This is a genomic window from Rhodococcus sp. KRD175 (assembly GCF_017168275.1).
GTDB lineage: Bacteria > Actinomycetota > Actinomycetes > Mycobacteriales > Mycobacteriaceae > Rhodococcoides > Rhodococcoides fascians.
The window spans coordinates 122,619-148,025 of the sequence record NZ_JABFAQ010000004.1; the positions used below are offsets into that span (position 1 = coordinate 122,619).

The following is a 25,407-nucleotide window of genomic DNA, read 5'->3' on the forward strand; positions in this document are numbered from 1 at the left end:
CGAGGAGTTCATCGGTCCGAGTACGAGCTCGTGCGCCGGGCCTTGTCCTCACGGAACCAGAACGAACTTTCCACGCGGGTGCGTCGACTGCAGTTCGGCATGCGCCTTCGCGACGTCCTCGAGCGGGAAGGTCTTGGCAACAATCACTTCGAACACGCCTGCACCTGCCTGCTCCAGCAGCACCGGGGATGCGAGGCGTCGACGCTCCATACTCACCGGCCCACCGACGGTGAGGAACCCGTCTGCCGAAGCTCGCCCGAAGGCGGCCGTGCTGACCAATCTCGCTCTGTCCGTCAGTAATTCGAGAGAGACGTCGACGGCCTCGTCGGTGCCCACCGTGTCGATTGCCGCATCCACCCCATTCGGTGCGGCTGCTCGTACCCGGTCGATCAGTCCGTCACCGTATTCGACGGGCTCGACACCGTATGCCCGGAGTGCATCGTGGTTCTGGTGGCGCGCAGTCCCGATGACGGTGGCCCCGCGCTCCAGAGCGAGCTGAGCCACCACGGACCCGACGCCGCCCGCCGCCCCGTGCACGAGAACGGTGTCTCCGCTCTCGACACCGACGGATTCGAGTGCGTCGTAGGCCGTTCCAGCCACGGCGAGTACACCCGCAGCAACGTTCCAGTCCAGGGCTTCCGGCTTCGGAAACACGAACCGCGCAGGAACCAGAATCCGCTCGGCATACGTACCGTTCTGGCCGGAGACAACCACCTCGTCGCCGACGGCGACAGGACCGACCGGGCCCTCGACGGTTCCGCCGACCGCCAGCACGATGCCCGACGCCTCGCTGCCCAACGCAATCGGAAGCTTCGACCCGTCGGTACCGAAGGCGCCGCTGTAGCTCTTGTAGTCGAAGGGGTTGACGCCGATCGCCTTGACCTCGACCAGAACCTGGCCCTCGGACGGTTCAGGCAGCTCTCGTTCGACGATCTCGACGACGTCCGGTCCACCGTAGGACGCTGCAACTGCAACTCGTGTCATGCGCGGTACAACGGTCACCACGACGCAAATGTTCCGCTCAGATCCGCAGGCGCGGCAGTCCCCATTCCCTACCGAGCAATTCGTACGAGCGCAGCCGGTCCGCATGGTCGTATGTGACCGAGGTGAGCACGAGTTCGTCCGCATCGGTCGCTTCCTGCAGGGCGTCGAGCTTCACCGCGACCGTCGCCGCAGATCCGACGATCTGAGTGTCCACTCGATCAGCGACGAGCTCGTATTGCTCGCCGGTCAGCGGTGCCACGTTCTTCGGATCCGGATACTCGATCGCACCTCGACCGCTGCGAATGCTGTGCACCCATTGCGGAAAAGACTCTGCCAGCTCTCGGGCCTGCGAATCTGATTCTGCAACAACCACATCGGCCGACACCGCCACGTACGGCGAGGGCAACCGGGCCGACGGCACGAAAGCACGGCGATACTCGTCGATCGCCTCGAGAGTCGTCCCCGGGCTGAAGTGATAACTCGCCGCGAACGGCAGACCGCGGGCACCGGCCTCACGGGCAGTCGGCCCAGCGCTGCTGCCGAACAGCCACAGCGCCACATCGGCCCCGACACCCGGGCGTGCCGTCAACGGCACCCCGTCGCGCTCGTAGCTACCGGCAAGCAGCGCAACAAGGTCGTCGAGTTGATCGACGAATTCCGGGACCTCAGCGTGTGGCTGCTGCAGCGCAGCCAGAGACGCAGCCAGCAGCGGGGTCGTTCGCGGGGTCGCCGCAGCGGGCGCCACTGGAAACAGTCCACCGGGTTCCGATGACACCGCGTGCTCGGGCGCAGCCTGCTGTGCACCGGTCAGGGCTGCTGCTCTGCGCTGCCCGGATCGACCCACACCAAGATCGATACGACCCGGATACAGCGCGTCCACCGTTCCGAAGGACTCCACAACGGCAGCAGCTGTCGTGAAACCGAGCTGGACCGCAGCCGATCCGACACGAATGCGGTTGGTGGCAGCCGCAATCAAACCCACCAGTACGGCAGGCGCAGAACTGGCCGCAGCGACGAAGTGATGCTCGGCAACCCAGTAGCGCTCGTAGCCCCACTCTTCGGCCTGTCGTGCCAGATCGAGCGAATTCCGGAGCGCCTGAGCAGTGCTCGACCCAGCGCTGATCGGTGCCAGGTCGAGAACGGACAGCGGCACGCGCGTCATCCGGGCGTCTTCTCCCCTGCTTCGACAGCCACCGTCAGCCGGTTCTCCGCCGGCGCGACCGGGCACGTCGCGTAGTCGGTGAACGCGCACGGCAGGTTCGCTGCTCGGTTGAAATCGAGTGCCACGGAGCCACCCTCGGGTTCCGCCACAGCAAGGATCCGCGCTGCCGGGTACGTGGTGACCCCGCTCGTGGCATCGGTGAACAGAACCTTCAGACCAGTGTCGTTGCCGCCGAACGCAACCAACTGCTGGGCTGTACCGGCCAGCTCGAAATCGAGGGTGCCCACCGCAGTGTGGTGGTGTTCGAGACCCTCGACCACGGCACCTGTCGTCACGGTGACCGGGGCGTCGTAGGGCGTGAACGTGGCGCGGGCCACGAACTCCTCGCTGGGTTCGTAGGCCGGTATCCCGTTGTAGGACTGCAGGGTCGAGGCTTTCGGATCGTGGACCCGCAACGCCACCGCGCCGGTGCGGCGGATGACCTCGATACGGCGTTCACCGTCGTGGACGAGGATCCCGGGCGCACCCTCCACCGGATTCAGAGTCGTCACCCCGTCCACTCCCTCGACGGTCACCGAGTCCGCATCGGCCCGCCATCGGCCGGGCAGATCGGCAACGATCTCGAAATCGTCGGTCAGCCAATACAATCCGGTCAGCGACAACCATCCCAATGGATCGCCGTAGGACGCTTCCCGGTCCGCGTGCCACTGCTTCCAGTCCTGCTCGAATTCACTCACGATGCTCGCACTCCTTCACGCTGTTGGTACGGGTGACGCAGACCGAGGTGATCACGCAGCGTGTTCCCGGTGTACTCGGTACGGAAACTACCGCGATCCTGCAGTTCTGGGACGACTTGGTCGACGAACTCGTCGAGCCCGGCCGGCGTGATGTGCGGAACGAGGATGAACCCGTCGCACGCATCGTTCTGGACGTAGCTGTCGATGTCCTCAGCTACCTGTGCCGGCGTTCCGACGAACTGTTGCCGGGTCGTCACCGCGATGATGAGCTCCCGAATGCTCAGATTCTCGGCCTCGGCACGCTCACGGTACTGCTGCGCAAGGGTTCTCGGGTCACCGTGGCGAGCGCGGCCACGGGTGATGCTCACGTCACCGCTCGGCTCGACGTCGGGCAACGGTCCGTCCGGGTCGTACTCGGACAGGTCTCGTCCCCACACCTGCTCCAGAAACGAGATGGCAGTCTTGCCGCTGACCTGCTGGTGCCGAATACGGTCGGCCTTCTCGGCTGCATCCTGGGCCGAGTCCCCGAGGACGAACGTCGCGGCGGGCAGCACCTTCAGGTCTGCGTGCTCGCGGCCGTATTTGGCCAACCTTCCCTTGACGTCGGTGTAGAACTTCTGCCCGTCCTCCAGCGTCCCGTGGATGGTGAAGATCGCATCCGCCTTGGCCGCACCGAACTCACGACCTTCGTCGGAATCGCCGGCCTGCAACAACACCGGGTGTCCCTGCGGACTGCGCGGCAACGTGAAGCGGCCCGTCACATCGAACTGAGGACCCGAATGCGAGACCGTGCGGATCTCGGATTCTCGGCCGAAGACACCTCGATCCCGATCGACGACGAACGCATCGGACTGCCACGAATCCCAGAACTCTCGGGCGACGTCGATGATCTCGTTCGCTCGCACGTAGCGGTCGGCCCGGTCGAGGTAGCCACCGCGTCGGAAGTTCTCTCCGGTGAACGCGTCGGACGAGGTCACCATGTTCCACGCCGCGCGCCCGTCGGACAGGTGGTCCAGCGAAGAGAACTGCTTGGCGAGCTCGAAGGGCTCGTTGAACGTGGTGTTGATCGTCCCGGCGAGTCCGAGCTTCGTCGTCACCGATGCCAACGCGTTCAACACCGTGAGCGTGTCCGGGCGGCCGACGACGTCGAGATCGTGAATCTTGTTGCGATGCTCGCGTAATCGCAGACCTTCGGCGAGGAAGAAGAAGTCGAACAGCCCACGCTCTGCGGACTCGGCCAGGTGGACGAACGAATCGAATTCGATCTGGCTCTTCGACGCCGGGTCGGTCCAGACGGTGGTGTTGTTGACGCCAGGGAAATGCGCGCCGAGGTGGATCTGCTTCTTGGTCCGCTTCGAGATCGTCACCGACTGTTCCTTTCGGGTGCTGCAAAACGATTTGTCGGACGAGCCAGGCCGAGGCGCTCACGCACCGCCGCTCCGGTTCTGCTGTCCGTGGCCGGGAGTGTCTTCACTCCCGACGGAAGCGCGAGCGGCACGAGGGTGACCCCGTCCAGTCCCGCGGATTCGGCCGCTCCGAGAAGCAAGTTGAGCCCGGCGACGTCGCCCACGTACTGCAGCGATTGCGGCGTACGTACCCGACCTGCCCAGTTGTCGAGCTGCGCCAATTCTTCGGCCGCGGTCTCCGACACCAAGGTCTCGACGTCGAGTAGTACGAACACGTCCACCGGGTCGCGGCCCTCGGCCACGACGGCCCGTCGAACACGCGCCGCGAGGGCAGCTGCGCCCTCGATCGAGTCTGCAGCAATCCGCACGATGTCCGCTCTGGCGGCCGCTACCGCGGTGGATTCGGCGGAGTGGGCGCGCACTGCTACCAGTGGCTGTCCTTGAGGTGACCTCGGCGTGATGGACGGCCCTTTCACCGAGAAGTGCTCACCCTGAAAGTCGATGTAGTGCAACTTGTCTCGGTCGACGAACCGACCCGTCGCAGCGTCTCGAATCTCGGCGTCGTCCTCCCAGCTGTCCCACAGCCGAGCGACGACCTCGATGGCCTCGTCGGCCTCCTGCCACAGGCTCTCTTCGTCCTGCTCGCCCTTACGCCCGAACAGTGCTGCCTGCTCCGCGCCGCCGGACACCTCGACCTGCCAACCTGCGCGACCGTGTGAGGCGAAGTCCAGACTCGCGATCTGCTTGGAGATGTGGAACGGCTCGGTGTGGGTGACGGTGACCGTCGGGATCAAACCGATACGTTCGGTGAGCGCAGCAGCCCGGGCTGCCACGGCAACCGCCTCGAGGGTCCGGGAAGCGAAGGAGTCTGCGAGGAATACCAGATCGATCCCGGCCCGGTCGGCCGCGCGGAGCTGATCGATCCAGAATGCCGCGGTGAACACTTCCTCGGCGCGAGAATCCTGTCGCCGCCACGCCTGTGGATGTGCGCCGGTTCCCCTCGGTTCGATTGCGGTGACGAAAAGCTTGTCAGACACCGGTACCCACTCTCTGTGTCGCTGTTCCTGGGATGGCCGCGAGCAACTCGCGGGTGTACTCCTGCTGGGGGTTGTCGAATATCGAAGCTGCGCTGCCGTATTCGACGATCACACCCGACTGCATCACAGCCACGGTGTCGCTGATCTGGCGCACCACGGCCAGGTCGTGCGAGATGAACAGATAGCTCAGACCGAACTCGGATTGCAGGTCGCCGAGCAGCGAGAGAATTTGCGCTTGCACCGAGACGTCCAGGGCCGATACGGGCTCGTCGAGCACCACCACCTCCGGTGCCAACGCCAGTGCCCGAGCGATTGCGACGCGTTGACGTTGACCACCCGACAACTCGGCCGGGCGACGCGCCAGGTGGTCACTGCTCAGAGCCACTTGGTCGAGCAGTTCCGCGGCACGCGCCGAGCGGTCTCGGGACGTCCCGATCTTGAACGCGTCCAGCGGTTCTCGCACGATCTCGCCGACGCGCAACTTCGGGTTCAGTGATGCGTACGGGTTCTGATAGACGATCTGGACTCGACGCCGCAGCTCCCGCCTCGCCGTGCCACGAAGGCCGGTGACATCGATTCCGTCGAACGTGACCGTGCCCGCGGAGGGTGTTTCCAGGCCGATCGCGATACGCGCCAGGGTGGACTTCCCCGAACCGGATTCGCCGACGACAGAGACGGTTCGACCCCGCTCGACCGTGATCGTGGCGTCTCGCACCGCATCCAGGTGAACGCCTCGTCCGATGGCGAAACGCTTCGACACCGACGAGACGAACAGAATTGGATCGCCCGCACCCGTCCTGGCCGGACGGAGCGTCGAGTTCAGAGACGGCGCGGCCGCGAGCAGCTTCTGTGTGTAGGGATGGGTGGGGTTCGCCAACACCTCTGCAGTCGGACCGGTTTCGACGATCTCACCACCACTCATGACGACCAGCCGGTCGGCGCGATCGGCCGCAACGCCCAGATCGTGCGTGATCAACAGAACTGCGGCACCCGTCTCGGCAATTCGGGCGTCCAGATGGTCGAGGATGCGTCGTTGCACGGTGACGTCCAGGGCGCTGGTCGGTTCGTCTGCGATCACCAGTTCGGGGCGGCACGCGAGAGCGATACCGATCAGTACCCGCTGCCGCTGCCCACCGGACAGGTCCTGCGGGTACTGGCGTGCCCGCACCTCGGGGTTGTCGAGGCCCGCGTCGGTGAGAATGCGGATCGCCTCGAGCTTCGCGGTACGCCGATCTGCCAACCCGTGCACACGCAGCACCTCGGCCACCTGGTCTCCGACGCGTACGACGGGGTTCAGTGAGGTGGTCGGATCCTGCGGGACGAGCCCGATATGCCGACCGCGCAAGCGATTCAGTGTCTTGTCCGATGCGGTGTCCAGGCGCCGGCCGTCGAAGGTCACCGAGCCACTTCGGATCCGGCCGTTGCCGGCCAGCAAGCCGATGACCGCGTGGGCCGTGGTGGATTTTCCCGAACCGGATTCGCCTACGACGGCCAGTACCTCGCCGCGTTCGACGGTGAACGAAATTCCGCGCACGGCCGTCGTCGTGCCGTAGCCGACCGTGAGGTTGTCGACTTCGAGGATGGGGCTCATTCGGATCGCCTCTCGAGTGCGTGCCCGAGACGGTGCGCGGACAGCACGACTGCCACGATCACCAGGCCCGGCAAGGTGGTCATCCACCAGGCGGTGGCGAGGAAGTTCCGACCCTCGGAGATCAGCGATCCCCACTCCGGTGTGGGCGGAACAGCGCCGAATCCCAGGAAGCTCAACGCCGAGACCGCCAGGACCGCCATACCGAATTCGACTGCTGCGAGGGCAATCACGGGACCGTACGAGTTGCGGAGGATGTGTCGGCGAAAGACGTCGAACCATCGCACACCCGAGGCGTACGCCGCCTCGACATACAGCGATCGACGCACACGCAACACCTCCGACCGCATGACCCGGGCGAAGTTGGCGATGAGGGTGACCCCCACGGCGATGGCAACGTTGACGGTTCCGAAGCCGAGCGCTGTGACCAGGGCCAGCGACAGCAGCAGCGTCGGAATCGACAGCAGCACATCGACGATACGCATCAGCACGGCGTCGACGAGTCCCCCGACGGCCCCGGAGATCAGGCCGACGATCGATCCGACGACCAGTGCGATCCCGACGGCGAGCAGTGTCGCGGTCAACGACAGGCCGGAGCCGTGCACCACGCGGGTGAAGACGTCACGGCCGATGTTGTCGGTGCCGAACCAATGTGCCGTACTGGGGGCCTGGAGCTTGTCGGCGGGCACGCCCACCAACGGGTCTCCGCTCGCGAACACGGAGGGGAAGAGTGCGAATCCCAGCGCGAGCAGCAGCACGAGCGCGGACAAGGCAAGCCACACGTGCTTCAGGGCGTCCGTCAGAACCCGGCGACGCCGAGCTGTCGACGGCACCGGCTCTGCCTCGAGCAACGCCTCCGCCCGAACCTCGCGGTCACGAATCAGAATGTCAGACATGAGCTTTCTCCGGTTCCGCGACTGCGCGCGCAGGCTTGTACTCGCGCACGATGCGCGGGTCTATCAGCGGATACAGCAGGTCCACGGCCAGGTTCACCACGACGAACACCAGCGAGGTCAACACCACGATGCCCTGCACCACCGGAATGTCCTGGGCCAACACCGAGGTCTGGGTCAGCCGTCCCACTCCGGCCCGCGAGAAGACCGTCTCGACGACGACCGATCCGGCGAGCAGCGTCCCCACCAACACACCCGCGATCGTGAAAGCCGGGATGGACGACAGCCGCGCTATATGCCGCGTTTGCACCCGTAGCCGCGAGACGCCCTTGGCGCGAGCAACATCGACGAACGGCTGCTTCCAGGTAGTCGACATGCTGGTGGCCAACACCTGAGCGATGACCGCACCGGTCGGCAATGCCAATGTGACCCCAGGCAACACCAGTGCAGCCGCTCCGGCGTCACCGAAGGCCGGGAACCACCTCAACTGGAACGAGAACAGTTGCAGTAACAACAGTCCCACCCAGAAGGTCGGTACAGCCACCCCGAGCGGCGGGAGTGCGAACAACAGATTTTTCAGCCACGGCGTTCGGGTGTACGTCGCGGCGTACGCCAGTGCCGACCCGAACACGACCGCCAATACCAGTGCGGTGCCTGCGAGGCCGAGCGTGCTCGGCACGGCATCGAGGATCGCCGTCGTCACCGGCTGTCCGGTGGCGATGGACAATCCGAAATCGCCGTGCACAGCCCCGGTCAGCGAATGCCAGTACTGCACCCACACCGGCTGGTCCAAACCGTAGCGGGCCTGCAATTCTGCGACGGCCGCCGCGTCGACCGGTGTGCCCGAACCGGCAGAGTCGACAGCGAGACTGACCGGGTCCGAGGGCAGCAGGAACAGCACGCCGAACGAGATGGTGAACGCGGCCCACAGCACTGCCACTGCCTGCAGTACGCGCTGTCCGAGGTACCGGATCATGCGCTCAGCCAGGTATCGAAGAACTGCAGTCGAGCGGAGGCCTCGAACTTCAGATCCTGCACTTTCGACGCCGCGCCGACGGCCTGCGACAGCTCGATGGTGGGGATCCACAGTCCGTTGTCGAGCACCTGCTGCTGAGCGGTGGCGAGGATGTCGTTGCGCGCCGTCAGATCGGTGGTCGAGAGCTGATCGGTCAGCGATGCATCCAGATCGGGAATCGGGCCGCGCGCGTTCAGGTTACGTCCGTCCACGGCGAACGTGGTGCGCAGAATGTCGCCGTCGGCGCGGGTGCTGTTGTAGTACGTGGAGTCGTAGTCCTTGGTGCCCTGACGTGCTGTCGCCTCGGACGTCGAGACCAACTCGAGCTGCAGGTCGACGCCCACCGCACGTAGCTGCTGCTGCGTCAACTCCAGGATCGCCTGGTTGCCAGCGAACACTGCGGAGTACATGACCTCGAAACTCAGCCTCTGCCCGTCCTTTTCACGGATTCCGTCGGCACCGGGAACCCAGCCGGCGCCGTCGAGCAGCGATTTGGACTTCTCGGGATCGTTGGTGACATCGACGAGCTCGACGTAACCTGGGGTGGCGCTCGCCAACGTGCTTGTCGCCGTGCGGAAGTCGGGTCCGAGGACGGTATCGACGAGTTCCTGACGGTTGATCGCCGGTACCAGGGCCTTCCGGACGGCGGGGTCTTGTAGCGCACCGCGAGTGACGTTGGGCTGAATGCCGAACGGGACTCCCGGGTTCGAGGTGGTCAGAATTCGGCCGCCGGTCGCTTCGATCTGCGGAGCGTCCTGCGGCAACGCGTCGCTGACGGCGTCGAGCTGATCGGAGGACAAGCTTCCTGTACGAACGCCCGACTCGGGCACGATGGTGAAATCGATGCGATCGAGATAGGCCTCGCCGGTATGACCGAATACCGCTGAACCCCAGTTGTATCCGCTTCGCTTGGCCAGAGTCACTGAACGGTCCTGCTGGTAATCCGCGTAGGTGAACGGTCCCGATCCGATATTGGTACCCAAGCACCGCGACTCGGCCGACTGCGCCGAGGTCGCGATGGATTGAACTCCGAGCTGAGGTGTCGAACTCGCCTGCAGGAACTGCGCATTCGGTGCTGCGAAGTCGATGCGCACCGTCGAGGGGTCGACCACCGTGGCGCTCTGATAACCGGTCAGATAGCTCGCCGCCAACGGTGCCTTCGCTGCGCCGAGGCCGATGATCGCGTCGAAATTCGCCTTCACCGCCGCCGCGTCGAGCACCGTGCCGTCACTGAAGGTGACGCCGTCCTTCAGCGTGAATGTGAAGGATTTCGCATCGGGACCCACGTCCCACCGCTCGGCCAGCCACGGTTCGATCTCACCGGTTTCGGGGTTCTGATCGGTGAGTGAATCGACGACCTGACGGGTGACGTAGATGGTCTGGTTGGTGCCGGACTGGGCAGGATCCGAGCAGGTCGGGGCCCCGGACAAGCCGTAACGCAGAGTTCCGCCGGGCTGGGCCGGACCGGCGTCGGCGGCCGTGGTGGCGGCACCACCGGCGCATCCGGCGAGGACTGTGGCCGTAGTGGCGATCAGGCCGGCCACCAGGAATGCAGGACGAGTGGACACGTAGGTGTCTCCGATATCTGGTCGATCGCGCGCACGATCCCGCATCCGAGCTGGGTGTGCCCAGGAAGGAGTGCGCGCAGATGATGAGGTGAGGTGTGAAGTACGAGTTGTGACGAAATGTCAGCTGCGACAGGTCGAACCGTTGAGGCGGCACAGATCGACATGGAGACGGCGGCAACCGTTGACGAAGCCTGCGGCAACTCGGGTGTTCACGTGCAATCCTCCATCGGTCCCGGCGGTAGCACCCTCACCCGACGAGCGGGGGGTTGCTGCGACGTCATAGAGCCAGGTCTCTCGGTCGCTCTGGATGGTCCTACAGTTTCCGATACTACGAGAGCATCGCCCCGGTTGCCAACCGGGGTAGGAAAACCCGCCGAAAACAGACGCGAGAAGCGCGGTCGGACCGACGCCTACCGTTCAGACGGCCAGCGCCAGTCCAGCGCTCCCACTCGCGCAAGATCTCGAATCATCATGCGACGCAAATTTGTTCAACTCTGGCGCATTCACGCGGTGCACCCAGTAGTCGATCGCTTCGCCGGCATGAGCGAATCGGACGAGGACGTCCATGCAGAGCCAAGTCGCGACCGAGAAGTCCTGTTCCGCACCGTCGAGACCGATCAGTGTCAATTCTTCTCCCACAGCAAGCAACGCGCGATCGATATCGGAACCGCCGGGGCCGAGCCACGCCAGTGCTCGTCCGAGTAGCGCCCAGTCTCCGGCGGTCACAGGCTCATCGGCCGATTGTCTGCACAGTTCCGCAGCCGCAGCGAGAGCATCCGCCACCGGAGTCGACACCGAACCGTGGAGCTCAGCGAGAATGCCGCGATCGGAGTCGACCAGATCGGCCATGTAGCGCCAGCGGGCAGGAAGCGCCGCGTCCTCTGGCCATAGGTCGGCGGTGCCGAACTGGAGACGGGTGATCATGTCCTTGGGCGAACTGCACGAAAGCGCGGAGCCACACGAGTCGTTCATGTCGATCATCCCCACTGGGTCAACACACAACATTGGACACCGGCTCGACACACGCGTTCGGAGATACCGTCGAGCAGTGGCTTTCGTCACCGATGCAAGCAACGCTGCTGTGGTCGTTACGTCCGCCTTGGGAGATATTGAACGCCGCCACCAGCATCTTCGCGACTCGTGGTTGCACAAAACCGACAACGTCACACTTTTGGTCCATATGTAATTGGCCGCATAGTGCCGTGCTCCGACTCCAGCTGGGCCGCAGCGACAGCCGAATGATGCGGGAACAAACGTTCGAATACTTGTCGGTGGGTCGCGGTAGATTCTGTTCATGCTTTCGGGGGACGGCGGATCAGGGGTGGACGGCATCGAAACGGTGCCTCCTGCCCCCGTCGTGTCCGACCCTGTCTTGGCGGGGTTGGTCGAGGCGGTGGAGTCGGCGGTTGCCGAGTTGGCGGGGCAAGGGTCGGTGGCGTGGTCGAATGCCGACCGACGTGCGGTGATCCAGCGCATGGAAACTGTGTCGCGGTCCGTGACGGCGTACTCGCACACCTGGCTCAACGAGCTGATCTCACAACACGGCCTCGACGTGTATCCGGGGTCGGTGCCGTGCTCGGTGGCATGGATGCTGCGAATCACCCCACGAACAGCCGGTGCGCGAGTACGTCTGGCCGCAGAGTTGGGTGACCGCACCGCACTGTCCGGCGAACCGCTACCGCCTTTGCTGCCACACACCGCTGCAGCGGTGCGGGCAGGGTTGCTCGACGCCAAGCACGTGCAGATGATTCGTGAGTTCTTCCGGCACCTACCGTCGAGTGTCGATCCGCAGACCCGCGATCGCGCCGAACAGCAGTTGGTGGGTCTCGCCTCGACCAGACGGCCCGACGACTTCGCACCGCTGGTGGCGCACCTGGACTCGATCCTCGACCCCGACGGCGACTTCGACGAGAACGAAGACGAAGACAAGAACGCGAACCCGAGGCCACGGAAACGGGATGCGTTCTTCTACCTCGGTGAGCAGGGTTCCGACGGCATGTCAGAAGGAAAGTTCTGCGTCGACTCCGAGCTACGCGCCTACCTCGAAGCCCTGTTCTCGAAAGCCGCGAAACCCGGTGTGAACAATCCTGCCGACCCGACATCGGTCGTCCACGAGGATGAAGCTGACAGCAAGTCCACTGCAGAGCAGCCCGAGCCGACGTCCGAGCCGTCGTCCGGTGATGCCGGGTCGAGCGATGCAGGCCTGTGGGATGGGACGACCCGCAACGGGGACAGTGACTGCAGTGACGACGACTGCGGTGACGAGGACTGCTGCGAAGGCGACTGCGGCGAGTGCGACGGTGACGACTGTGGTTGCGGCACAGGGTTTAACGGCACAGCTGCAGCCAAGGACGCAGCGGCACCCAAGGACACCAACGACGATGCCGGCTCCGACAGCACTGCTGAACCCGGTGGCCACGCCGACGCCGACGCATCGGACACCGCTGCTCGCGACGCTGCCGCCGCACGTGATCGACGCACCCAGAACGAACGCCGCTCTCGATCCGCGACGCCATCCGCATGGCCTCGCACGCCCACCACTACCTCACCATCTTCGACGACAACGGCAGAGCCCTCTACCTCGGCCGATCCAAACGCATCGCCTCCGCCGACCAACGCATCGTGCTCATCGCCCGCGACCGCGGCTGCAGCTTCCCCTCCTGCACCCGCCCCGCGACCTGGTGCCAGTCACATCACCTCGACGACTGGGTCGAGGGCGGACCCACCGACATCGACTCCCTGACCTTCGCCTGCGACATGCACCACGCACTCGTCGGCACCGGTCCCGGAAAGTGGGCCACCACCAAAACCACAGCAGGACATCGCTATCCAGGCCGCACCCTGTGGCACCCACCCGCCGGAATGGACCCCACACGCCGCGGGCTGATCAACCACGCACACCACCCCGAGGAAGTGCTGTACCCACCCGACCACCACAGCGACAACACCCACGACACCCGCGACACAGGCGACACCGCCGACGAAGAACCACGACAACCCGCCTGAAGACCCACACCACCACCACGGCACAGCTCTGCCTCCGGCAGGACTGCAACGCAGATACCGAATCCCCCATTGCGTCGACCCACAGTTGCGCTCGACACGACCAGGGGGTTCCATCGATACAACCATCACAGGAGGAGTACGAGCGCATGGCGTACGACGAGCTTCTTGCGGACCGCATCCGCGACGCTCTCTGGGACCAGGAGAGTCTGCGTGAGCAGAAGATGTTCGGCGGTGTCGCGTTCATGGTGCGAGACAGAATGGTGGTGTGTGTCGGCACCGAAAACCGTGCCTTGCTTGTTCGTGTGGACGGGGTACGCGAACCCGAATACCTCCAGCTCGATGGGGCCCACCATGCCGTCATGGGCAAGGGGCGGTCGATGGGTGAAGGCTGGATCACCGTCGATGCAGAAGCGCTGACGAGCGAACAGGCACTGCAGTTCTGGGTCGGTGCAGCTCTGGAACACCACGCCGACACGTAGGGCTGACAAACATTGCTCGGCGATACCGCACCCCACTCGGGCCGTAGTCGGGCATCACTGAACCGGGCTCATTCGAGACTCTTCTCGAAGGGGTGCGATCCGACTGTTCTGGACGGCAGACTTCGGTCGTAGAGCGGGGTGTATCCAGCTGCCAGGTACAGCGCAACGGCCTCGGGCTGATTCCAGCCGGTCGTCAGGTAGACCCTGCGATATCCGCGATCACGTGCGCTGCGTTCCAGCTCGGCCACGACGAGTCTGCCGAATCCCCTGCCGCGGTGCACTTTCGATGTCCAGATACGTTTGAGCTCTGCGGTTTCCGAGTCGTATTTCCGGTACGCACCTCCGGCAACAGGAACGCCATCGGCCAAGGCAATTACCAACACACCACCCGGCGGTGCGAACTCCCGGGCGGGATAGGACTTCAGTTCCTCGTATTGGACACCGGGGCTCCGGCCGTATCGGGACGAATATTCGATCGCCAGTTCTTGCAGCAGGGGCATCGCCAGCCGATCGTGCTGATCGACCTCGACGAAGTCCACGCGTCCTGGACCCGTGTCACCAGTGCGAATGTTGACATCGAACGTCGCGCTCATGTGCTTCCTGTCTCGATTAACTGTCGACCAGATCAGCTTCCCGGCCGACGTCAACTCTGCTCAGTTGTCTGACCTTCCTTGCGGGGTAGCCCGGGCGGGTTGATGACGGACTCGGTCACTGCCTCGGACTGCAGGCCCCAACGATCGATCACCTTCTGATAGCTGCCGTCCTCGATGGCGTGGTTCACTGCGTCCTGCACGGCGTCGATGAGCCCATTGTCCTTCTTGGTCAGTACTGCTATTTCACCCTGCAGCGCATCTCCGGCACCCGAGAACGTGCCGATGATCTTGGTTTCACCACCGGTTGCCGCGTGATAAACCGCGGACGGATTGGGTCCCAGGTACCCGTCGATACGGCCTGACCCGAGCGCCAGGTAGTAATCGGAGGTGTTCTGGTAATAAGCGATCTCGGCTGGAGCCAGACCCTCGGCTACGTTCTGCTCGTTCCAGTCGACCAGCAACTGCTCTTGGTTGGTACCGGAGCCGACACCGATCTTCTTGCCTGCGATGTCCTGACGCTTCTCGACTGTCCAATCGGTGTCCTTCTGCGCCTCGAAAGCGAGGTTGTCCAGTCGATAGGTCGCGAAGTCGTACTTGTCCTTGCGCTCCTCGGTGACGGTGACATTGGAGATGAACACGTCGTTCTCGCCGGAGTCGATCTTCACGAAGTTCTGCGACCAATCTGCGACCTGAAGATCGACGTCGAGACCGAGAATGTCGGCGATCAGGTACGAGAAGTCCACCTCGGACCCCACGATGGTGGTGTCGTCGGTCGCGTAGAAACGCAGCGGTGGCGCGGTACCGCCCGCCCCGGTGACGATCAGGGTGCCGCGATCGCGAATCGCTTGCGGCACTTCCGCTGCGATGTCGTCGACCTTCTGGGCGCGAACGCGGTCGGCCTGCTCGGGTGAAAGATCGAACGATCCGCCGTCCTCGGTGACGACCTGAGATTCGGCAGTGGGCTCGCTGCATGCTGTCGCAGTGAGTGCCAGGACAGCGAATGCCGACGCTACTACCGCGAGCCTACGAGATGATCCGGACATGACTTTCCCCGTTCGTGGGTGCAGGTGAAGCAAGAGTGAGAGCTAGAGAACGTGAGCGAGGAACGACTTGGTGCGTTCCTCCTGGGGTGAATCGAGAAGCTCTGCAGGAGAGCCTTGTTCGACGATGACGCCGCCATCCATGAAGACGACGGTGTCGGCGATCTCGCGGGCGAACCCGACCTCGTGCGTGACGATCACCAGGGTGGCACCATCGCGTGCCAGGCCGCGGATGACCTCGAGAACCTCTCCCACCAATTCGGGGTCGAGCGCTGACGTCGGCTCGTCGAACAGAATGACTGTGGGACGCAGGGCAAGTGCACGCGCGATGGCGACCCGCTGCTGTTGTCCGCCGGAGAGTCGTCGCGGATAATCATGGGCTTTCGCGTGCACCCCGACTCGTTCGAGGAGAGCCAGCGCCTCGGGTTCGACGTCGGAACGCGTGCGCTTCTGCGCAGAGATCGGGGCTTCGATGACATTCTCGAGGACCGTCAGGTGAGGAAACAGATTGAAGTTCTGAAACACGAAACCGATCTGGGAACGCTGCCGCAGAATCTCCTTGTTGCTGAGTTCGTGCAGTTTGTTGCCTTTGCGCCGATATCCCACCAGATCACCGTCGATCCGGACGGTGCCCTGATCCACCTTCTCCAGATGGTTCAGAGCGCGCAGCAGGGTCGACTTGCCCGAACCCGAGGGGCCGATAATCGCGGTCACCTCACCGGGACGTACGAGGAGGTCGACGCCTTTGAGCACCTCGAGCCCGCCGTAGGACTTGTGGACGCCGCGCACCTCGACCGCGTATCTCGTTGCGGCAGTGGATGTGGAGGCATCGAGAGTGGTCATCGGGTTGCCCCTCTCGGCGCGAAGGTGACGTTGGAGAGCTTGTGGCGTATCTGCTGGATCGGCGTCAGCGGAATGTTGCGTACCGCGCCCTTGGCGTAGTGCCGCTCGACGTAGAACTGCACGATCGACAGCACCGACGTCAGAATGATGTACCAGACGGTCGCGACCATGAGCAGCGGAACCACGCGCCCGTTGCGTCCGTATATGACTTGCACCTGATAGAACAATTCGGCAATGGCCATCACCGACACGATCGACGTGCCTTTGAACAGACTGATCACCTCGTTGGCCGCGTTGGGGAGAATCCCTCGCATCGCCTGCGGCAGAACGATCTTGAAGAACTCCCGCCTTTTCGGAATACCCAGCGCTGCTGCAGCTTCGAGTTGCCCCTGGTCCACGGAGATGATGCCGGCCCGAACGATCTCGGCGGAGTAGGCCGCTTGGTGCAGGGCCAGGCCGATGATGGCCGCCGTCGATCCACTGATGACGCTGTTGACGTCGAATTGAAAGAAGCTGGGACCGAACGGAATTCCCAAAGACAGAGTCTGGTACAGGTACGCAATATTGAACCAGAACAGAAGCTGCACGATCAACGGGATGGAACGGAAGGCCCAGATGTAGAACCAGGAAATAACCTGCAGCACAGGATTGTCGGACAGCCGGGCCACCGCCAGGCCGATACCGATGGCGAAACCGATCAGCGTTCCCCAGAAGGTGAGCTGGATGGTCAACCACAGCGCCGACATCACCGATGGTGCAGTGAAGTACTGCGCGAAGGTGCCCCAATCCCAGCCGGGGTTGGTGACGAAGCCGTGCAGGAACTGACCGACCACGATCAGCGTTGCGACCGCGATCACCCAGCGCCACGGGTGCCACGTGCGTGCAACGACGAGTTGTTCGTCGGGAATGTCGTCCGTCGTATCCACAACGGGACGAGAGTCGAGTTGAGTCACCGGAACCGCCGGGTCGGATGGGCAGCGATCATCGCTGGGTTGCCTTTCGAAGATTTCGTGCTGTGAGTACGCCGATCGGTCAAGCGTGCGTACAGATACAGATGTTCATCGGTCGTGCCTCCATCGGTCCTGGCGGTAGCACCCACACGCCGTAGGGCGGGGTTGCTGCGACGTCATCGAGCCAAGGTCTCTCGGTCGCTCTGGATGGTGACAGGAACGTACAGAACAATCTATCGAAAAGTCAAGTGCACGTGCGCATTCGGTTATAATCACGATGATTTCAACCCTTGCCACCGGCGCAACCGCCCCCGGGTTGGATCTGTAGAGGGTCGACGAACTCCACCACCCTCGTGCGAGAATTCGACCCATGCACGTGCGGAAAGCCAGGAGCGGTGACGATGGCTTTCGAAGAACGCCGCGCTATCGGCAGCTGAACGCAGCGAGTGTTGTCTTTCTCGGTTCGCTGGTCGTGATCGGCACGTTCCAGGCGGCCGACACGTCCGATTCGATACGTCTGGCCACTCACAGCGCCGTCCTCGTGGCGATCGCAGCCGCAATTCTGTACGCGCTCAGGCGAACCGACCGAAAGCCGACGTGGCTCCTTCCCCGTACGACACTGATTCTGTTCGGTCTCGGCAGTCTCGTGTGTGTCGTCGCAGGCGACTATCTCCCTGCTGTGATCGCCGCGATCCAGGCTGTGACCCTTCCGCTGTTCATGCTGGACGACCGAGTGAACGCCCTCTATCGGTACACCCCCGACGTGTCCTGAACCGCGGTCTCGAATCACCCTGATTTCAACCATTGCCTCGCGCCTTCGACACGGCAAGGGTTCCTAGCGACAGCGTCGACGAAAGGAATGGGTCGCCACGATGCCGAACGAATCTGCCCCGTCGAAGAACACCGCAATTGCCATGATCGAACGCAGGATTTCCTCGTCTGCCGCCGAATCCTGGGACTGGCAGCTCGACGCACTGTGCCGGGGTCAGGACTCGGAGATCTTCTTCTCCCCCTCGGGTGAGGGGCGAACGGCGCGTCGCCAACGCGAGGATCGCGCCAAGCAGGTGTGCGCCGGCTGCGGAGTGCTCGACGCCTGCAAGCGGTTCGCGTTGGCAGCCAACGAACCGTTCGGAGTGTGGGGCGGCATGACGGCCCGCGAACGGCTGGTGCATCGGGCCAACTCGCGACGCGACCACGAGCGGCGGGCGAGTTAGGCCGCGACCAGAAGATGGTCCGCAGGTCGCCGGATGGTCCACAATGGAGGGGTGACCGATATCGAGAAGCCCCTGCCGTGGACGTACCTGATGGACATGGACGGAGTTCTGGTCCACGAGGATCACCTAATCCCCGGTGCCGACACGTTCCTCGCCGAGCTGCAGGCCAACGAGATCCCGTTCATCGTGTTGACGAACAATTCGATCCGCACCCCACGTGACCTGCGCGCACGTCTCGCATTCACCGGCTTGGACATTCCGGAGAAGTCGATCTGGACCTCGGCTCTCGCCACCGCCACCTTCCTCGGCAATCAGCGGCCCGGCGGCAGTGCGTATGTCGTCGGCGAGTCCGGTCTGACCACCGCGCTGCACGACATCGGCTACACCCTCACCGACTCCAGCCCCGACTACGTGGTGCTCGGGGAGACCCGCACGTACTCGTTCGAGGCCATCACCACCGCCATTCGTCTCGTCGAGAAGGGTTCACGCTTCATCGCCACCAACCCCGACGCGACCGGTCCGTCGCGCGAGGGTTCGCTGCCCGCGACCGGTTCGGTCGCCGCACTCATCACCAAGGCGACGGGCAAGGAGCCGTACTACGTGGGCAAGCCCAACGCGTTGATGATGCGTTCGGCTCTGCGCGCCATCGGTGGGCACTCCGAGAACACGTTGATGATCGGCGACCGGATGGACACCGACGTGCTGTCCGGCCTGGAAGCCGGATTGCAGACCATTCTGGTGTTGACCGGCATTTCGACCGTGCAGTCCGTCGAGCAGTACCCGTACCGTCCGACGAAAGTGCTCGATTCCGTCGCAGACCTGGTGGGCCGCACACAGAACCCGTTCTGATGAAACTCCGATTCGTTCTGTCTCGGCAGGATCATCACGTCGTCGGCTTGGGAGTGGAGCAAGAGTTTCCGGACGTCGCCGACGCAGTCGCGGCGGTACAGCAAGGCCGAAACGTCGTTGGGGTACTGCCTTTCGACATGTCCGACGCCACCGCGCTGATCGAGCCGGCGGAGTTCTACCGCCGCGCCGGTGCGTGGGCGGTACCGGACGCACAGCCGCCGCTTCCGTCCGTCACCGTCGTACGCCAGATCCCCGAGCCGGGCGTCCACGTCGAACGGGTACGTGAGGTCGTGCGGCGTGTGAAAGCCGGTGTCGCCGAGAAGATCGTGCTCGCACGAGCGATCGAACTGGCCGCCGAGTCGCCCATCGATCCGTCAGCGGTGTTGAGCGCGTTGGTGACTCGCGATCCGATGGGAAACGGCTTTTTCGCAGACCTCTCGCCCACAGACGAGCCCGGCAGACATCTCGTCGGCGCAAGCCCCGAACTGCTGGTGCGTAAACGCGGCAACGTCGTCAGCTGCCATCCCTTCGCCGGGACGGCCGCGCGATCCACCGACCCCGACGACGACGCGCGTATCTCGGCGGCACTAGCGGCCAGCGCGAAGGACCAGGCCGAGCATCGCTTCGTCGTCGATGAGATCCGGACGGCATTGGCGCCGTTCTGCGAGACACTGGACGTACCCGCGACACCTCAGCTGAGCAGCACTCCGCAGCTGTGGCACCTGTCCACGCCGATCGTCGGTACGTTGGCCGACCCGTCGACGTCGGCCCTCGACCTCGCATTGGCGCTGCATCCCACCGCTGCCGTCGCCGGTGTTCCCCGCGCCGCCGCCATGCGAGCGATCACCGAGATCGAGGGATCCCGCGGCTTCTACGCCGGTGCGCTCGGATGGACCGACGGCAGCGGGGACGGTGAATGGATGGTCGCGATCCGGTGCATCGAACTCACCGCGGACGGCCTGTCCGGTACCGCCACAGCCGGCGGCGGCATCGTCGCCGACTCGGACCCCGACGCCGAGCTGGACGAAACCACGGCAAAGTTCAGAACGGTACTCAGCGTCTTCGAGAACTGACCCAGCTACTTCAACGCCTGGTCCAGATCCCCGATCAGGTCCTCGGTGTCCTCGAGACCGATGGAGATCCGCACGACGCCATCGGTGATGCCCACTGCGGCACGACCTTCCGGCCCCATCGCGCGGTGCGTGGTGGTGGCCGGGTGGGTGATGAGCGTCTTGGAATCGCCGAGGTTGTTCGAGATGTCCACGATCTTCAGGCCGTCGAGCAACTCGAAAGCACGCTGCTTGCCTGCGCCCTCGGGGGCATCGAGCTCGAACGTGACGACCGTGCCGCCGCCCGACATCTGCGACGTCGCCAGCTCGTACTGCGGATGTGACGGCAGGAACGGGTATTTGACCCACCGCACCGCCGAATGCCCTTCGAGGAACTCGGCGATCTGCAGCGCGGAGTTCACCGAATGCCGCACGCGCACCGGCATCGTCTCCAAGCCCTTGAGCAGTGTCCAGGCGTTGAACGGGCTCAGGGCAGGCCCGGTGTGCCGCATCAGCGTCTGCACCGGACCGTCGATGTACTCCTTCGATCCCAGGATCGCACCGCCGAGTACCCGGCCCTGACCGTCGATGTGCTTGGTGCCGGAATACACCACCACGTCGGCACCGAGTTCGAGACTGCGCTGCAGCAGAGGCGTCGCGAACACGTTGTCCAACACCACCGTTGCGCCGGCGGCGTGCGCCATCTCGGACACCCGCCTGACATCGACGAGCGACTGCATCGGATTGGACGGGGTCTCGAAGAACACCGCGGTCGTCGGCACCGACAGTGCCTGCTCCCACTGCTCGAGGTCCTCGCCGTCGACGAAGACGGTCTCGACGCCCCAGCGCGGCAGAATCTCGTTGCACACCACGAAGCAGGAACCGAAAAGGCTACGCGCAGCGACCAATCGATCACCGGCCTTCAACAGTGCGCCGAGCGCGGTGAACACTGCCGACATTCCACTCGACGTGCCGAAACACGCCTCGGCACCCTCGATCAGCCGCAACCGCTCCTCGAACATCTTGACCGTCGGGTTGCCGTAGCGCGAGTACACGAAATGATCGATGTCACCGGTGAACGCCCGCTCGGCGGCACCGGCACTCTCGTAGACGAAACCCGAAGTGAGATACAGCGCTTCGGCGTTCTCGTCGAAGCCCGATCGCATCAGACCGCCGCGAACTCCCAGCGTTCCCTGACCCACACCGTCGGGTAGCGGCTTCTGAAAACCCCCGCCTCTGGGAATGTTCGTCACGACTGCCTCCAGGGCAACCCGACCGCACGCCACCCCACGGCACCGCGGTGGCCGTCAGCATCGGTGGCGCCTTCGAAACCGTCGAGCACGTTGTAGGACGGGCCGATTCCCGCAGCCGTGGCGGCCTCCGCCGCACCGATGGATCGCTGACCGGAGCGGCACAGGAACACCACCGGCCGATCGCCGTCCACGCCTGCCGCTTTCAGCTCGTCGACGAAGCCGGTGTTGCGAGCGCCGTCGGGGTAGCTCACCCACTCGATCAGGTGGGTCGGGCGATCGATGCCGGAGGTGTCGGGTACGCCGACGTACTGCCACTCGGCGTGCGTGCGGACGTCGACGAGAACGGCATCGGGGTTGCTCTGCAACAACTCCCACGCCGCCTGCGGGGTTATGTCACCTGCGTAGGTCACTGGATCAGCCTTCCGTCACTTGCTGTTACGTCACACATACCGAGATCAGACATTGCACACCAACCACGTGTCGTTCACCCGGACGAACTTCCATTCGTCGTCGGATCGCGCTCCGGATTTCTCTTCCTTCAGCGGTACCGTGACGACGCCGCGGTCGCCGTTGACCTCGTACCCCGTGGGCACTCCGTCGATCGACGTCTCGCCGTTGCGTTCCACGTCGCCTGCGCGGTCGGTGCGGTACTGGGCGTCGTCGCCGGGAATCAGGCGCTCGACCTGATCGGCGCACGTGTTCGCACGCAGCAGATCCGCGTCACCGGTGTTCTGTGCTTCGAGGAAACCGTCGACGGCGTCGGTGAGCAACTGCGCCTGTGTCACGTTGTCCTCCGCGGGGGCGAACTTGGACGCCGCAAAGATGCCGACGAGCAGCACGACGACGATGCCCGCAGCGATGATGAACGGCCACGCGGTGGGCGGACGCTGCTCACCGGAGTCGGCGGCCGCTTTGGAAGCGTTGTTGCGCGCTTCCTCACGACTGTCGACCCACTGCTGCCTACGTTCACTCCACGACGCCATGTAGGCAATCTTCCTCGATCCGACGGGTCTGCGTTCAGCTGGGTCCTGCAGTGTGTGGGTCCTTGTAGTAAGTGGGTCCTTCAGCGAGTGGGCCCGACGGGGATGTCGCCCTTCAACGTGATGCGATGCATCTTGCGGTGCTCGGTGCCGTAATCGCGGTTGGCGTAGTGCGAGGTGCTGCGGTTGTCCCACAGCACCAGATCACCCAGACGCCAACGGTGGCGCACGATGTGCTCGGGCTTGGTGAGGTGCACGTACAGCAGATCCAGGATTCCGCGGCTCTCCGCCTCCGAGACGCCCACGATGTGGGAGGTGAAACCCGGATTGACGAACAGCCCCTTGCGGCCGGTTTCCGGATGCACCCGCACGACGGGATGTTCGACGGGAACCAGCGCGGTCACTTCCTTGCCGTCCCACACGTTGCCCTTACCGCCGCGCTTCTGCGCGAGGTAGTAGCCGAACTCACGGTTACCGTCGTGAATTGCGGTGAGCCCGTCGATCATTCGGCGAACCGGCGCGGACAGGGACTCGTAGGCCAGTTGACTGTCGGCCCAGTTGGTGTCGCCGCCGTGCGGAGGCAGTACGACGGGCCGCAGGATAGACCCCATCGGTGGGCGCTCCATGAATGTCACGTCGGTGTGCCACACGTCGGCGAAACCGTTGTCCTGGCTGTCGAGGGCATAGACCTCGGGGGCGACGTGACCACTGTCGTGCACGGGGTGCCCGGCGGTGAGGTCACCGAGTCGGCGGCCGAACTCGATGTGGCCTGCGTCGTCGATCGACTGACCTCGGAGCACGAGAACCTTGTGCTCGACGAGAGCTCGGCGGACGGCGTGGATCTGCGCATCGGAGGCCGACGCGACATCGAGACCGATGACTTCGGCACCGAACGACGGGCCGAGCTTGTCGAGAGTGAGCGAAACTGTCTGTTCCAGAGTGGTCATGTGTCCTCGAATCCGAGAGACAGCGGTGCGCCTACTGGTCGCGGCACGGCCGTCGAGGGAGGGATCCCGTCCCGACGACGTCGGGGAACAGGGATTGGGCGTCGGGTCAGGTCACCGACAACACATGTTGGTGCAGGTGCGACAGAAGTCGACGGTGAACCGTCGGACCAGGTATGTCGTCTGCACGGGTCAATTCCTACCGGAACCCGGGGAATACGGCAAGTTGCCCACTGCCCCAGCTCAGGTTGTCCTTAATTTATGCTGGGGTGTCCGCACTTCCCTCGAAGAAGGTAGCTCGCTGCACATGACTGATCAGACTCGTCCACTCCGCGTCGCCATCGTCGGTGCCGGACCGGCAGGCATCTACGCCGCCGACGCGCTCATGAAGTCCGACCACAATGTCAGCGGACCGGGCGTGAGCATCGACCTCTTCGAGCGGATGCCGGCCCCGTTCGGGCTCATTCGCTACGGCGTTGCCCCTGACCACCCACGCATCAAGGGCATCATCACCGCCCTGCACAAGGTGCTCGACAAGCCTCAGGTTCGCCTGCTCGGCAACATCGACTACGGCACCGACATCAACCTCGACGACCTGCGTCGCTTCTACGACGCCGTCATCTTCTCCACCGGAGCCAACGCGGACCGCGCACTGAACATCCCCGGCATCGACCTCGACGGCAGCTACGGTGCCGCCGACTTCGTCTCCTGGTACGACGGCCACCCCGACGTCCCCCGCACCTGGCCCCTCGAGGCCGAGAAGGTCGCCGTCCTCGGCGTCGGCAACGTCGCCCTCGACGTCGCACGCGTTCTCGCCAAGACCGGCGACGAACTGCTCCCCACCGAAATCCCCGCCAACGTCTACGAAGGCCTCAAGGCCAACAAGGCACTCGAGGTGCACGTCTTCGGACGTCGCGGCCCGGCTCAGGCCAAGTTCACCCCGCTCGAACTGCGCGAGCTCGACCACTCGCCCAACATCGAGGTCATCGTCGCCCCCGAGGACATCGACTACGACGAAGGCTCCGAGCAGGCTCGCCGCAGCTCCAAGCAGATCGACATGGTCGCCAACACCCTGCAGGACTGGGCCATCCGCGACGTCGGCGCTCGCCCGCACAAGCTGTTCCTGCACTTCTTCGAGTCCCCGCACGAGGTACTCGGCGAGGACGGCAAGGTCGTCGGTCTGCGTACCGAACGCACCGAACTCGACGGCACCGGCAACGTCCGCGGCACCGGAAAGTACAACGACTGGGACGTCCAAGCCGTCTACCGCGCCGTGGGCTACCTCAGCCAGAACATCAGCCAGCTCCCGTTCGACGAGCAGGCAGGCACCATCCCCAACGAGGCCGGACGCGTCGTCGAATCGCCGCACTCCACCACGCCCGTTCCCGCCACGTACGTCACCGGCTGGATCAAGCGCGGACCCGTCGGCCTCATCGGTCACACCAAGGGCGACGCCAACGAAACAGTCGCGAACCTGCTCGAGGATGCGCCGAGCTTCGCCGGTGCGGCCGAGCCGGACCTCGATGCCGTCACCTCGTTCCTCGAAGGCAAGCAGGTTCCGTTCACCACCTGGGACGGCTGGTACCGCCTCGACGCCCACGAACGCTCCCTCGGCGAAGAAGAAGGCCGCGAGCGCGTCAAGGTCGTCGAGCGTGAGGACATGCTGAAGGCCTCCGAGCCTGACAAGGCCTAGAGCGGCTGGCGCCGCATGTGATGCTCCTATGAGTGTCAAGTGGCAGTTTTCTGGGTGAGATGTTGGAACATTTCGCGGGCGACGGCTCGCTTGAGGCAGCGGATGATGTCGCGTTTGCTCTTGC

At 64.3% G+C, this 25,407-nt stretch carries 25 protein-coding genes, 2 pseudogenes and 2 riboswitches; of the genes and pseudogenes, 9 read left to right on the forward strand and 18 right to left on the reverse strand.

Translation table 11 applies throughout. The features are described from left to right. Nucleotides 1-48 precede the first annotated feature (48 nt). From J1M81_RS05070 to J1M81_RS05115, 10 genes are all read right to left on the reverse strand, one after another. Nucleotides 49-984 carry an NADP-dependent oxidoreductase gene (locus J1M81_RS05070; RefSeq protein WP_206497679.1) on the reverse strand — a complete coding sequence of 312 codons (936 nt, stop codon included), beginning with the start codon at nt 982-984 and terminating at the stop codon, nt 49-51. A 37-nt stretch (nt 985-1,021) separates the two neighbouring features. After that, complete coding sequence (locus J1M81_RS05075) at nt 1,022-2,146, reverse strand: LLM class flavin-dependent oxidoreductase (protein ID WP_032374711.1); 1,125 nt, start codon at nt 2,144-2,146, stop codon at nt 1,022-1,024. Beyond that, the gene (locus J1M81_RS05080) at nt 2,143-2,883 is read right to left on the reverse strand and encodes a DUF1684 domain-containing protein (protein ID WP_283348668.1); all 741 of its coding nucleotides are present in this window, start codon (nt 2,881-2,883) and stop codon (nt 2,143-2,145) included. The genes J1M81_RS05075 and J1M81_RS05080 overlap by 4 nt, the downstream gene beginning before the upstream one ends. Continuing rightward, nucleotides 2,880-4,244, reverse strand: coding sequence for an NtaA/DmoA family FMN-dependent monooxygenase (locus J1M81_RS05085; protein ID WP_032374733.1), 1,365 nt, complete (start codon nt 4,242-4,244; stop codon nt 2,880-2,882). Before J1M81_RS05085 ends, J1M81_RS05080 begins: the two co-directional genes overlap by 4 nt. Nucleotides 4,245-4,246: 2 nt before the next feature. Beyond that, nucleotides 4,247-5,326, reverse strand: a complete 1,080-nt coding sequence (locus tag J1M81_RS05090) for an LLM class flavin-dependent oxidoreductase (protein WP_206497680.1) — start codon at nt 5,324-5,326, stop codon at nt 4,247-4,249. Further along, on the reverse strand, nt 5,319-6,917 hold the full coding sequence (locus tag J1M81_RS05095; protein WP_206497681.1) for an ABC transporter ATP-binding protein: 1,599 nt from the start codon (nt 6,915-6,917) through the stop codon (nt 5,319-5,321). The genes J1M81_RS05090 and J1M81_RS05095 overlap by 8 nt, the downstream gene beginning before the upstream one ends. Continuing rightward, entirely contained in the window at nt 6,914-7,810 is an 897-nt protein-coding gene (locus J1M81_RS05100) for an ABC transporter permease (RefSeq protein ID WP_206497682.1), read from the reverse strand. The genes J1M81_RS05095 and J1M81_RS05100 overlap by 4 nt, the downstream gene beginning before the upstream one ends. Then, nucleotides 7,803-8,783 carry an ABC transporter permease gene (locus tag J1M81_RS05105; protein WP_032366702.1) on the reverse strand — a complete coding sequence of 327 codons (981 nt, stop codon included), beginning with the start codon at nt 8,781-8,783 and terminating at the stop codon, nt 7,803-7,805. The genes J1M81_RS05100 and J1M81_RS05105 overlap by 8 nt, the downstream gene beginning before the upstream one ends. Further along, complete coding sequence (locus tag J1M81_RS05110) at nt 8,780-10,390, reverse strand: ABC transporter substrate-binding protein (protein WP_032374707.1); 1,611 nt, start codon at nt 10,388-10,390, stop codon at nt 8,780-8,782. The genes J1M81_RS05105 and J1M81_RS05110 overlap by 4 nt, the downstream gene beginning before the upstream one ends. A gap of 220 nt (nt 10,391-10,610) precedes the next feature. Continuing rightward, nucleotides 10,611-10,704: riboswitch (SAM riboswitch) on the reverse strand. A 103-nt stretch (nt 10,705-10,807) separates the two neighbouring features. Continuing rightward, nucleotides 10,808-11,314 (reverse strand): hypothetical protein, encoded by a 507-nt coding sequence (locus tag J1M81_RS05115; protein ID WP_155289598.1) that lies wholly within the window; start codon nt 11,312-11,314, stop codon nt 10,808-10,810. A 550-nt stretch (nt 11,315-11,864) separates the two neighbouring features. Here J1M81_RS05115 and J1M81_RS26180 point away from each other — a divergent pair. The 4 genes and pseudogenes from J1M81_RS26180 to J1M81_RS05125 all read left to right on the forward strand — a co-directional run. After that, nucleotides 11,865-12,452 (forward strand): annotated as a pseudogene (locus J1M81_RS26180) (DUF222 domain-containing protein); the annotation flags it as partial. Nucleotides 12,453-12,910: 458 nt separating this feature from the next. Beyond that, nucleotides 12,911-12,970: pseudogene (locus J1M81_RS26185) on the forward strand (hypothetical protein); the annotation flags it as partial. 177 nt (nt 12,971-13,147) lie between these two features. After that, nucleotides 13,148-13,396 carry a hypothetical protein gene (locus tag J1M81_RS26190; RefSeq protein ID WP_241257826.1) on the forward strand — a complete coding sequence of 83 codons (249 nt, stop codon included), beginning with the start codon at nt 13,148-13,150 and terminating at the stop codon, nt 13,394-13,396. Nucleotides 13,397-13,542: 146 nt separating this feature from the next. Then, complete coding sequence (locus tag J1M81_RS05125; RefSeq protein WP_032374705.1) at nt 13,543-13,875, forward strand: TfoX/Sxy family protein; 333 nt, start codon at nt 13,543-13,545, stop codon at nt 13,873-13,875. Between the two features lie 68 nt (nt 13,876-13,943). Here the strand turns inward: J1M81_RS05125 and J1M81_RS05130 are convergent, their stop codons facing one another. From J1M81_RS05130 to J1M81_RS05145, 4 genes are read right to left on the reverse strand one after another with little or no spacing between them, the layout of a single operon-like run. Next, on the reverse strand, nt 13,944-14,468 hold the full coding sequence (locus J1M81_RS05130) for a GNAT family N-acetyltransferase (RefSeq protein WP_045840623.1): 525 nt from the start codon (nt 14,466-14,468) through the stop codon (nt 13,944-13,946). A gap of 50 nt (nt 14,469-14,518) precedes the next feature. Further along, nucleotides 14,519-15,511 (reverse strand): ABC transporter substrate-binding protein, encoded by a 993-nt coding sequence (locus J1M81_RS05135; RefSeq protein ID WP_206497684.1) that lies wholly within the window; start codon nt 15,509-15,511, stop codon nt 14,519-14,521. Nucleotides 15,512-15,553: 42 nt separating this feature from the next. After that, nucleotides 15,554-16,351 carry an amino acid ABC transporter ATP-binding protein gene (locus J1M81_RS05140; RefSeq protein ID WP_032371471.1) on the reverse strand — a complete coding sequence of 266 codons (798 nt, stop codon included), beginning with the start codon at nt 16,349-16,351 and terminating at the stop codon, nt 15,554-15,556. After that, on the reverse strand, nt 16,348-17,208 hold the full coding sequence (locus J1M81_RS05145) for an amino acid ABC transporter permease (RefSeq protein ID WP_371828125.1): 861 nt from the start codon (nt 17,206-17,208) through the stop codon (nt 16,348-16,350). The genes J1M81_RS05140 and J1M81_RS05145 overlap by 4 nt, the downstream gene beginning before the upstream one ends. 213 nt (nt 17,209-17,421) lie before the next feature. After that, nucleotides 17,422-17,515: riboswitch (SAM riboswitch) on the reverse strand. A 156-nt stretch (nt 17,516-17,671) separates the two neighbouring features. Between J1M81_RS05145 and J1M81_RS05150 the strand changes: the two genes are divergently transcribed. The 4 genes from J1M81_RS05150 to J1M81_RS05165 all read left to right on the forward strand — a co-directional run bounded on the left by J1M81_RS05150 (nt 17,672) and on the right by J1M81_RS05165 (nt 20,437). Further along, nucleotides 17,672-18,073, forward strand: coding sequence for a hypothetical protein (locus J1M81_RS05150; RefSeq protein WP_032374702.1), 402 nt, complete (start codon nt 17,672-17,674; stop codon nt 18,071-18,073). A gap of 100 nt (nt 18,074-18,173) precedes the next feature. Next, on the forward strand, nt 18,174-18,515 hold the full coding sequence (locus J1M81_RS05155; RefSeq protein ID WP_370878629.1) for a WhiB family transcriptional regulator: 342 nt from the start codon (nt 18,174-18,176) through the stop codon (nt 18,513-18,515). A gap of 33 nt (nt 18,516-18,548) precedes the next feature. After that, complete coding sequence (locus tag J1M81_RS05160) at nt 18,549-19,364, forward strand: HAD-IIA family hydrolase (protein ID WP_045840622.1); 816 nt, start codon at nt 18,549-18,551, stop codon at nt 19,362-19,364. Beyond that, on the forward strand, nt 19,364-20,437 hold the full coding sequence (locus tag J1M81_RS05165) for an isochorismate synthase MenF (RefSeq protein ID WP_032374701.1): 1,074 nt from the start codon (nt 19,364-19,366) through the stop codon (nt 20,435-20,437). The genes J1M81_RS05160 and J1M81_RS05165 overlap by 1 nt, the downstream gene beginning before the upstream one ends. Nucleotides 20,438-20,442: 5 nt before the next feature. On the opposite strand, the gene J1M81_RS05170 is transcribed toward J1M81_RS05165, so the two are convergent. The 4 genes from J1M81_RS05170 to J1M81_RS05185 form a co-directional block, all read right to left on the reverse strand. Further along, a complete protein-coding gene (locus J1M81_RS05170) occupies nt 20,443-21,666 on the reverse strand; it encodes an O-succinylhomoserine sulfhydrylase (RefSeq protein ID WP_032364984.1) in 1,224 nt (407 codons plus the stop codon). Further along, nucleotides 21,663-22,076, reverse strand: coding sequence for a rhodanese-like domain-containing protein (locus J1M81_RS05175; RefSeq protein ID WP_032371475.1), 414 nt, complete (start codon nt 22,074-22,076; stop codon nt 21,663-21,665). The genes J1M81_RS05170 and J1M81_RS05175 overlap by 4 nt, the downstream gene beginning before the upstream one ends. A 45-nt stretch (nt 22,077-22,121) precedes the next feature. Continuing rightward, nucleotides 22,122-22,649 (reverse strand): hypothetical protein, encoded by a 528-nt coding sequence (locus J1M81_RS05180; protein ID WP_032374700.1) that lies wholly within the window; start codon nt 22,647-22,649, stop codon nt 22,122-22,124. A gap of 80 nt (nt 22,650-22,729) precedes the next feature. Next, nucleotides 22,730-23,593, reverse strand: a complete 864-nt coding sequence (locus J1M81_RS05185; RefSeq protein WP_032374699.1) for a TauD/TfdA family dioxygenase — start codon at nt 23,591-23,593, stop codon at nt 22,730-22,732. A 304-nt stretch (nt 23,594-23,897) separates the two neighbouring features. Between J1M81_RS05185 and J1M81_RS05190 the strand changes: the two genes are divergently transcribed. Beyond that, nucleotides 23,898-25,283: an FAD-dependent oxidoreductase gene (locus J1M81_RS05190; RefSeq protein WP_032364954.1), complete on the forward strand. Its 1,386-nt coding sequence runs from the start codon at nt 23,898-23,900 to the stop codon at nt 25,281-25,283. The last annotated feature ends 124 nt before the right edge of the window (nt 25,284-25,407 follow it).

Bases quoted from the DNA above. Each gene is read 5' to 3' on its own strand.
- J1M81_RS05070 (WP_206497679.1), bottom strand. From the start codon at position 984: ATGACACGAGTTGCAGTTGCAGCGTCCTACGGTGGACCGGACGTCGTC.
- J1M81_RS05075 (WP_032374711.1), bottom strand. From the start codon at position 2,146: ATGACGCGCGTGCCGCTGTCCGTTCTCGACCTGGCACCGATCAGCGCT.
- J1M81_RS05095 (WP_206497681.1), bottom strand. From the start codon at position 6,917: ATGAGCCCCATCCTCGAAGTCGACAACCTCACGGTCGGCTACGGCACG.
- J1M81_RS05100 (WP_206497682.1), bottom strand. From the start codon at position 7,810: ATGTCTGACATTCTGATTCGTGACCGCGAGGTTCGGGCGGAGGCGTTG.
- J1M81_RS05105 (WP_032366702.1), bottom strand. From the start codon at position 8,783: ATGATCCGGTACCTCGGACAGCGCGTACTGCAGGCAGTGGCAGTGCTG.
- J1M81_RS05115 (WP_155289598.1), bottom strand. From the start codon at position 11,314: ATGATCACCCGTCTCCAGTTCGGCACCGCCGACCTATGGCCAGAGGAC.
- J1M81_RS26190 (WP_241257826.1), top strand. From the start codon at position 13,148: ATGCACCACGCACTCGTCGGCACCGGTCCCGGAAAGTGGGCCACCACC.
- J1M81_RS05125 (WP_032374705.1), top strand. From the start codon at position 13,543: ATGGCGTACGACGAGCTTCTTGCGGACCGCATCCGCGACGCTCTCTGG.
- J1M81_RS05130 (WP_045840623.1), bottom strand. From the start codon at position 14,468: ATGAGCGCGACGTTCGATGTCAACATTCGCACTGGTGACACGGGTCCA.
- J1M81_RS05135 (WP_206497684.1), bottom strand. From the start codon at position 15,511: ATGTCCGGATCATCTCGTAGGCTCGCGGTAGTAGCGTCGGCATTCGCT.
- J1M81_RS05140 (WP_032371471.1), bottom strand. From the start codon at position 16,351: ATGACCACTCTCGATGCCTCCACATCCACTGCCGCAACGAGATACGCG.
- J1M81_RS05150 (WP_032374702.1), top strand. From the start codon at position 17,672: ATGCACGTGCGGAAAGCCAGGAGCGGTGACGATGGCTTTCGAAGAACG.
- J1M81_RS05155 (WP_370878629.1), top strand. From the start codon at position 18,174: ATGCCGAACGAATCTGCCCCGTCGAAGAACACCGCAATTGCCATGATC.
- J1M81_RS05160 (WP_045840622.1), top strand. From the start codon at position 18,549: ATGGTCCACAATGGAGGGGTGACCGATATCGAGAAGCCCCTGCCGTGG.
- J1M81_RS05165 (WP_032374701.1), top strand. From the start codon at position 19,364: ATGAAACTCCGATTCGTTCTGTCTCGGCAGGATCATCACGTCGTCGGC.
- J1M81_RS05180 (WP_032374700.1), bottom strand. From the start codon at position 22,649: ATGGCGTCGTGGAGTGAACGTAGGCAGCAGTGGGTCGACAGTCGTGAG.
- J1M81_RS05185 (WP_032374699.1), bottom strand. From the start codon at position 23,593: ATGACCACTCTGGAACAGACAGTTTCGCTCACTCTCGACAAGCTCGGC.
- J1M81_RS05190 (WP_032364954.1), top strand. From the start codon at position 23,898: ATGACTGATCAGACTCGTCCACTCCGCGTCGCCATCGTCGGTGCCGGA.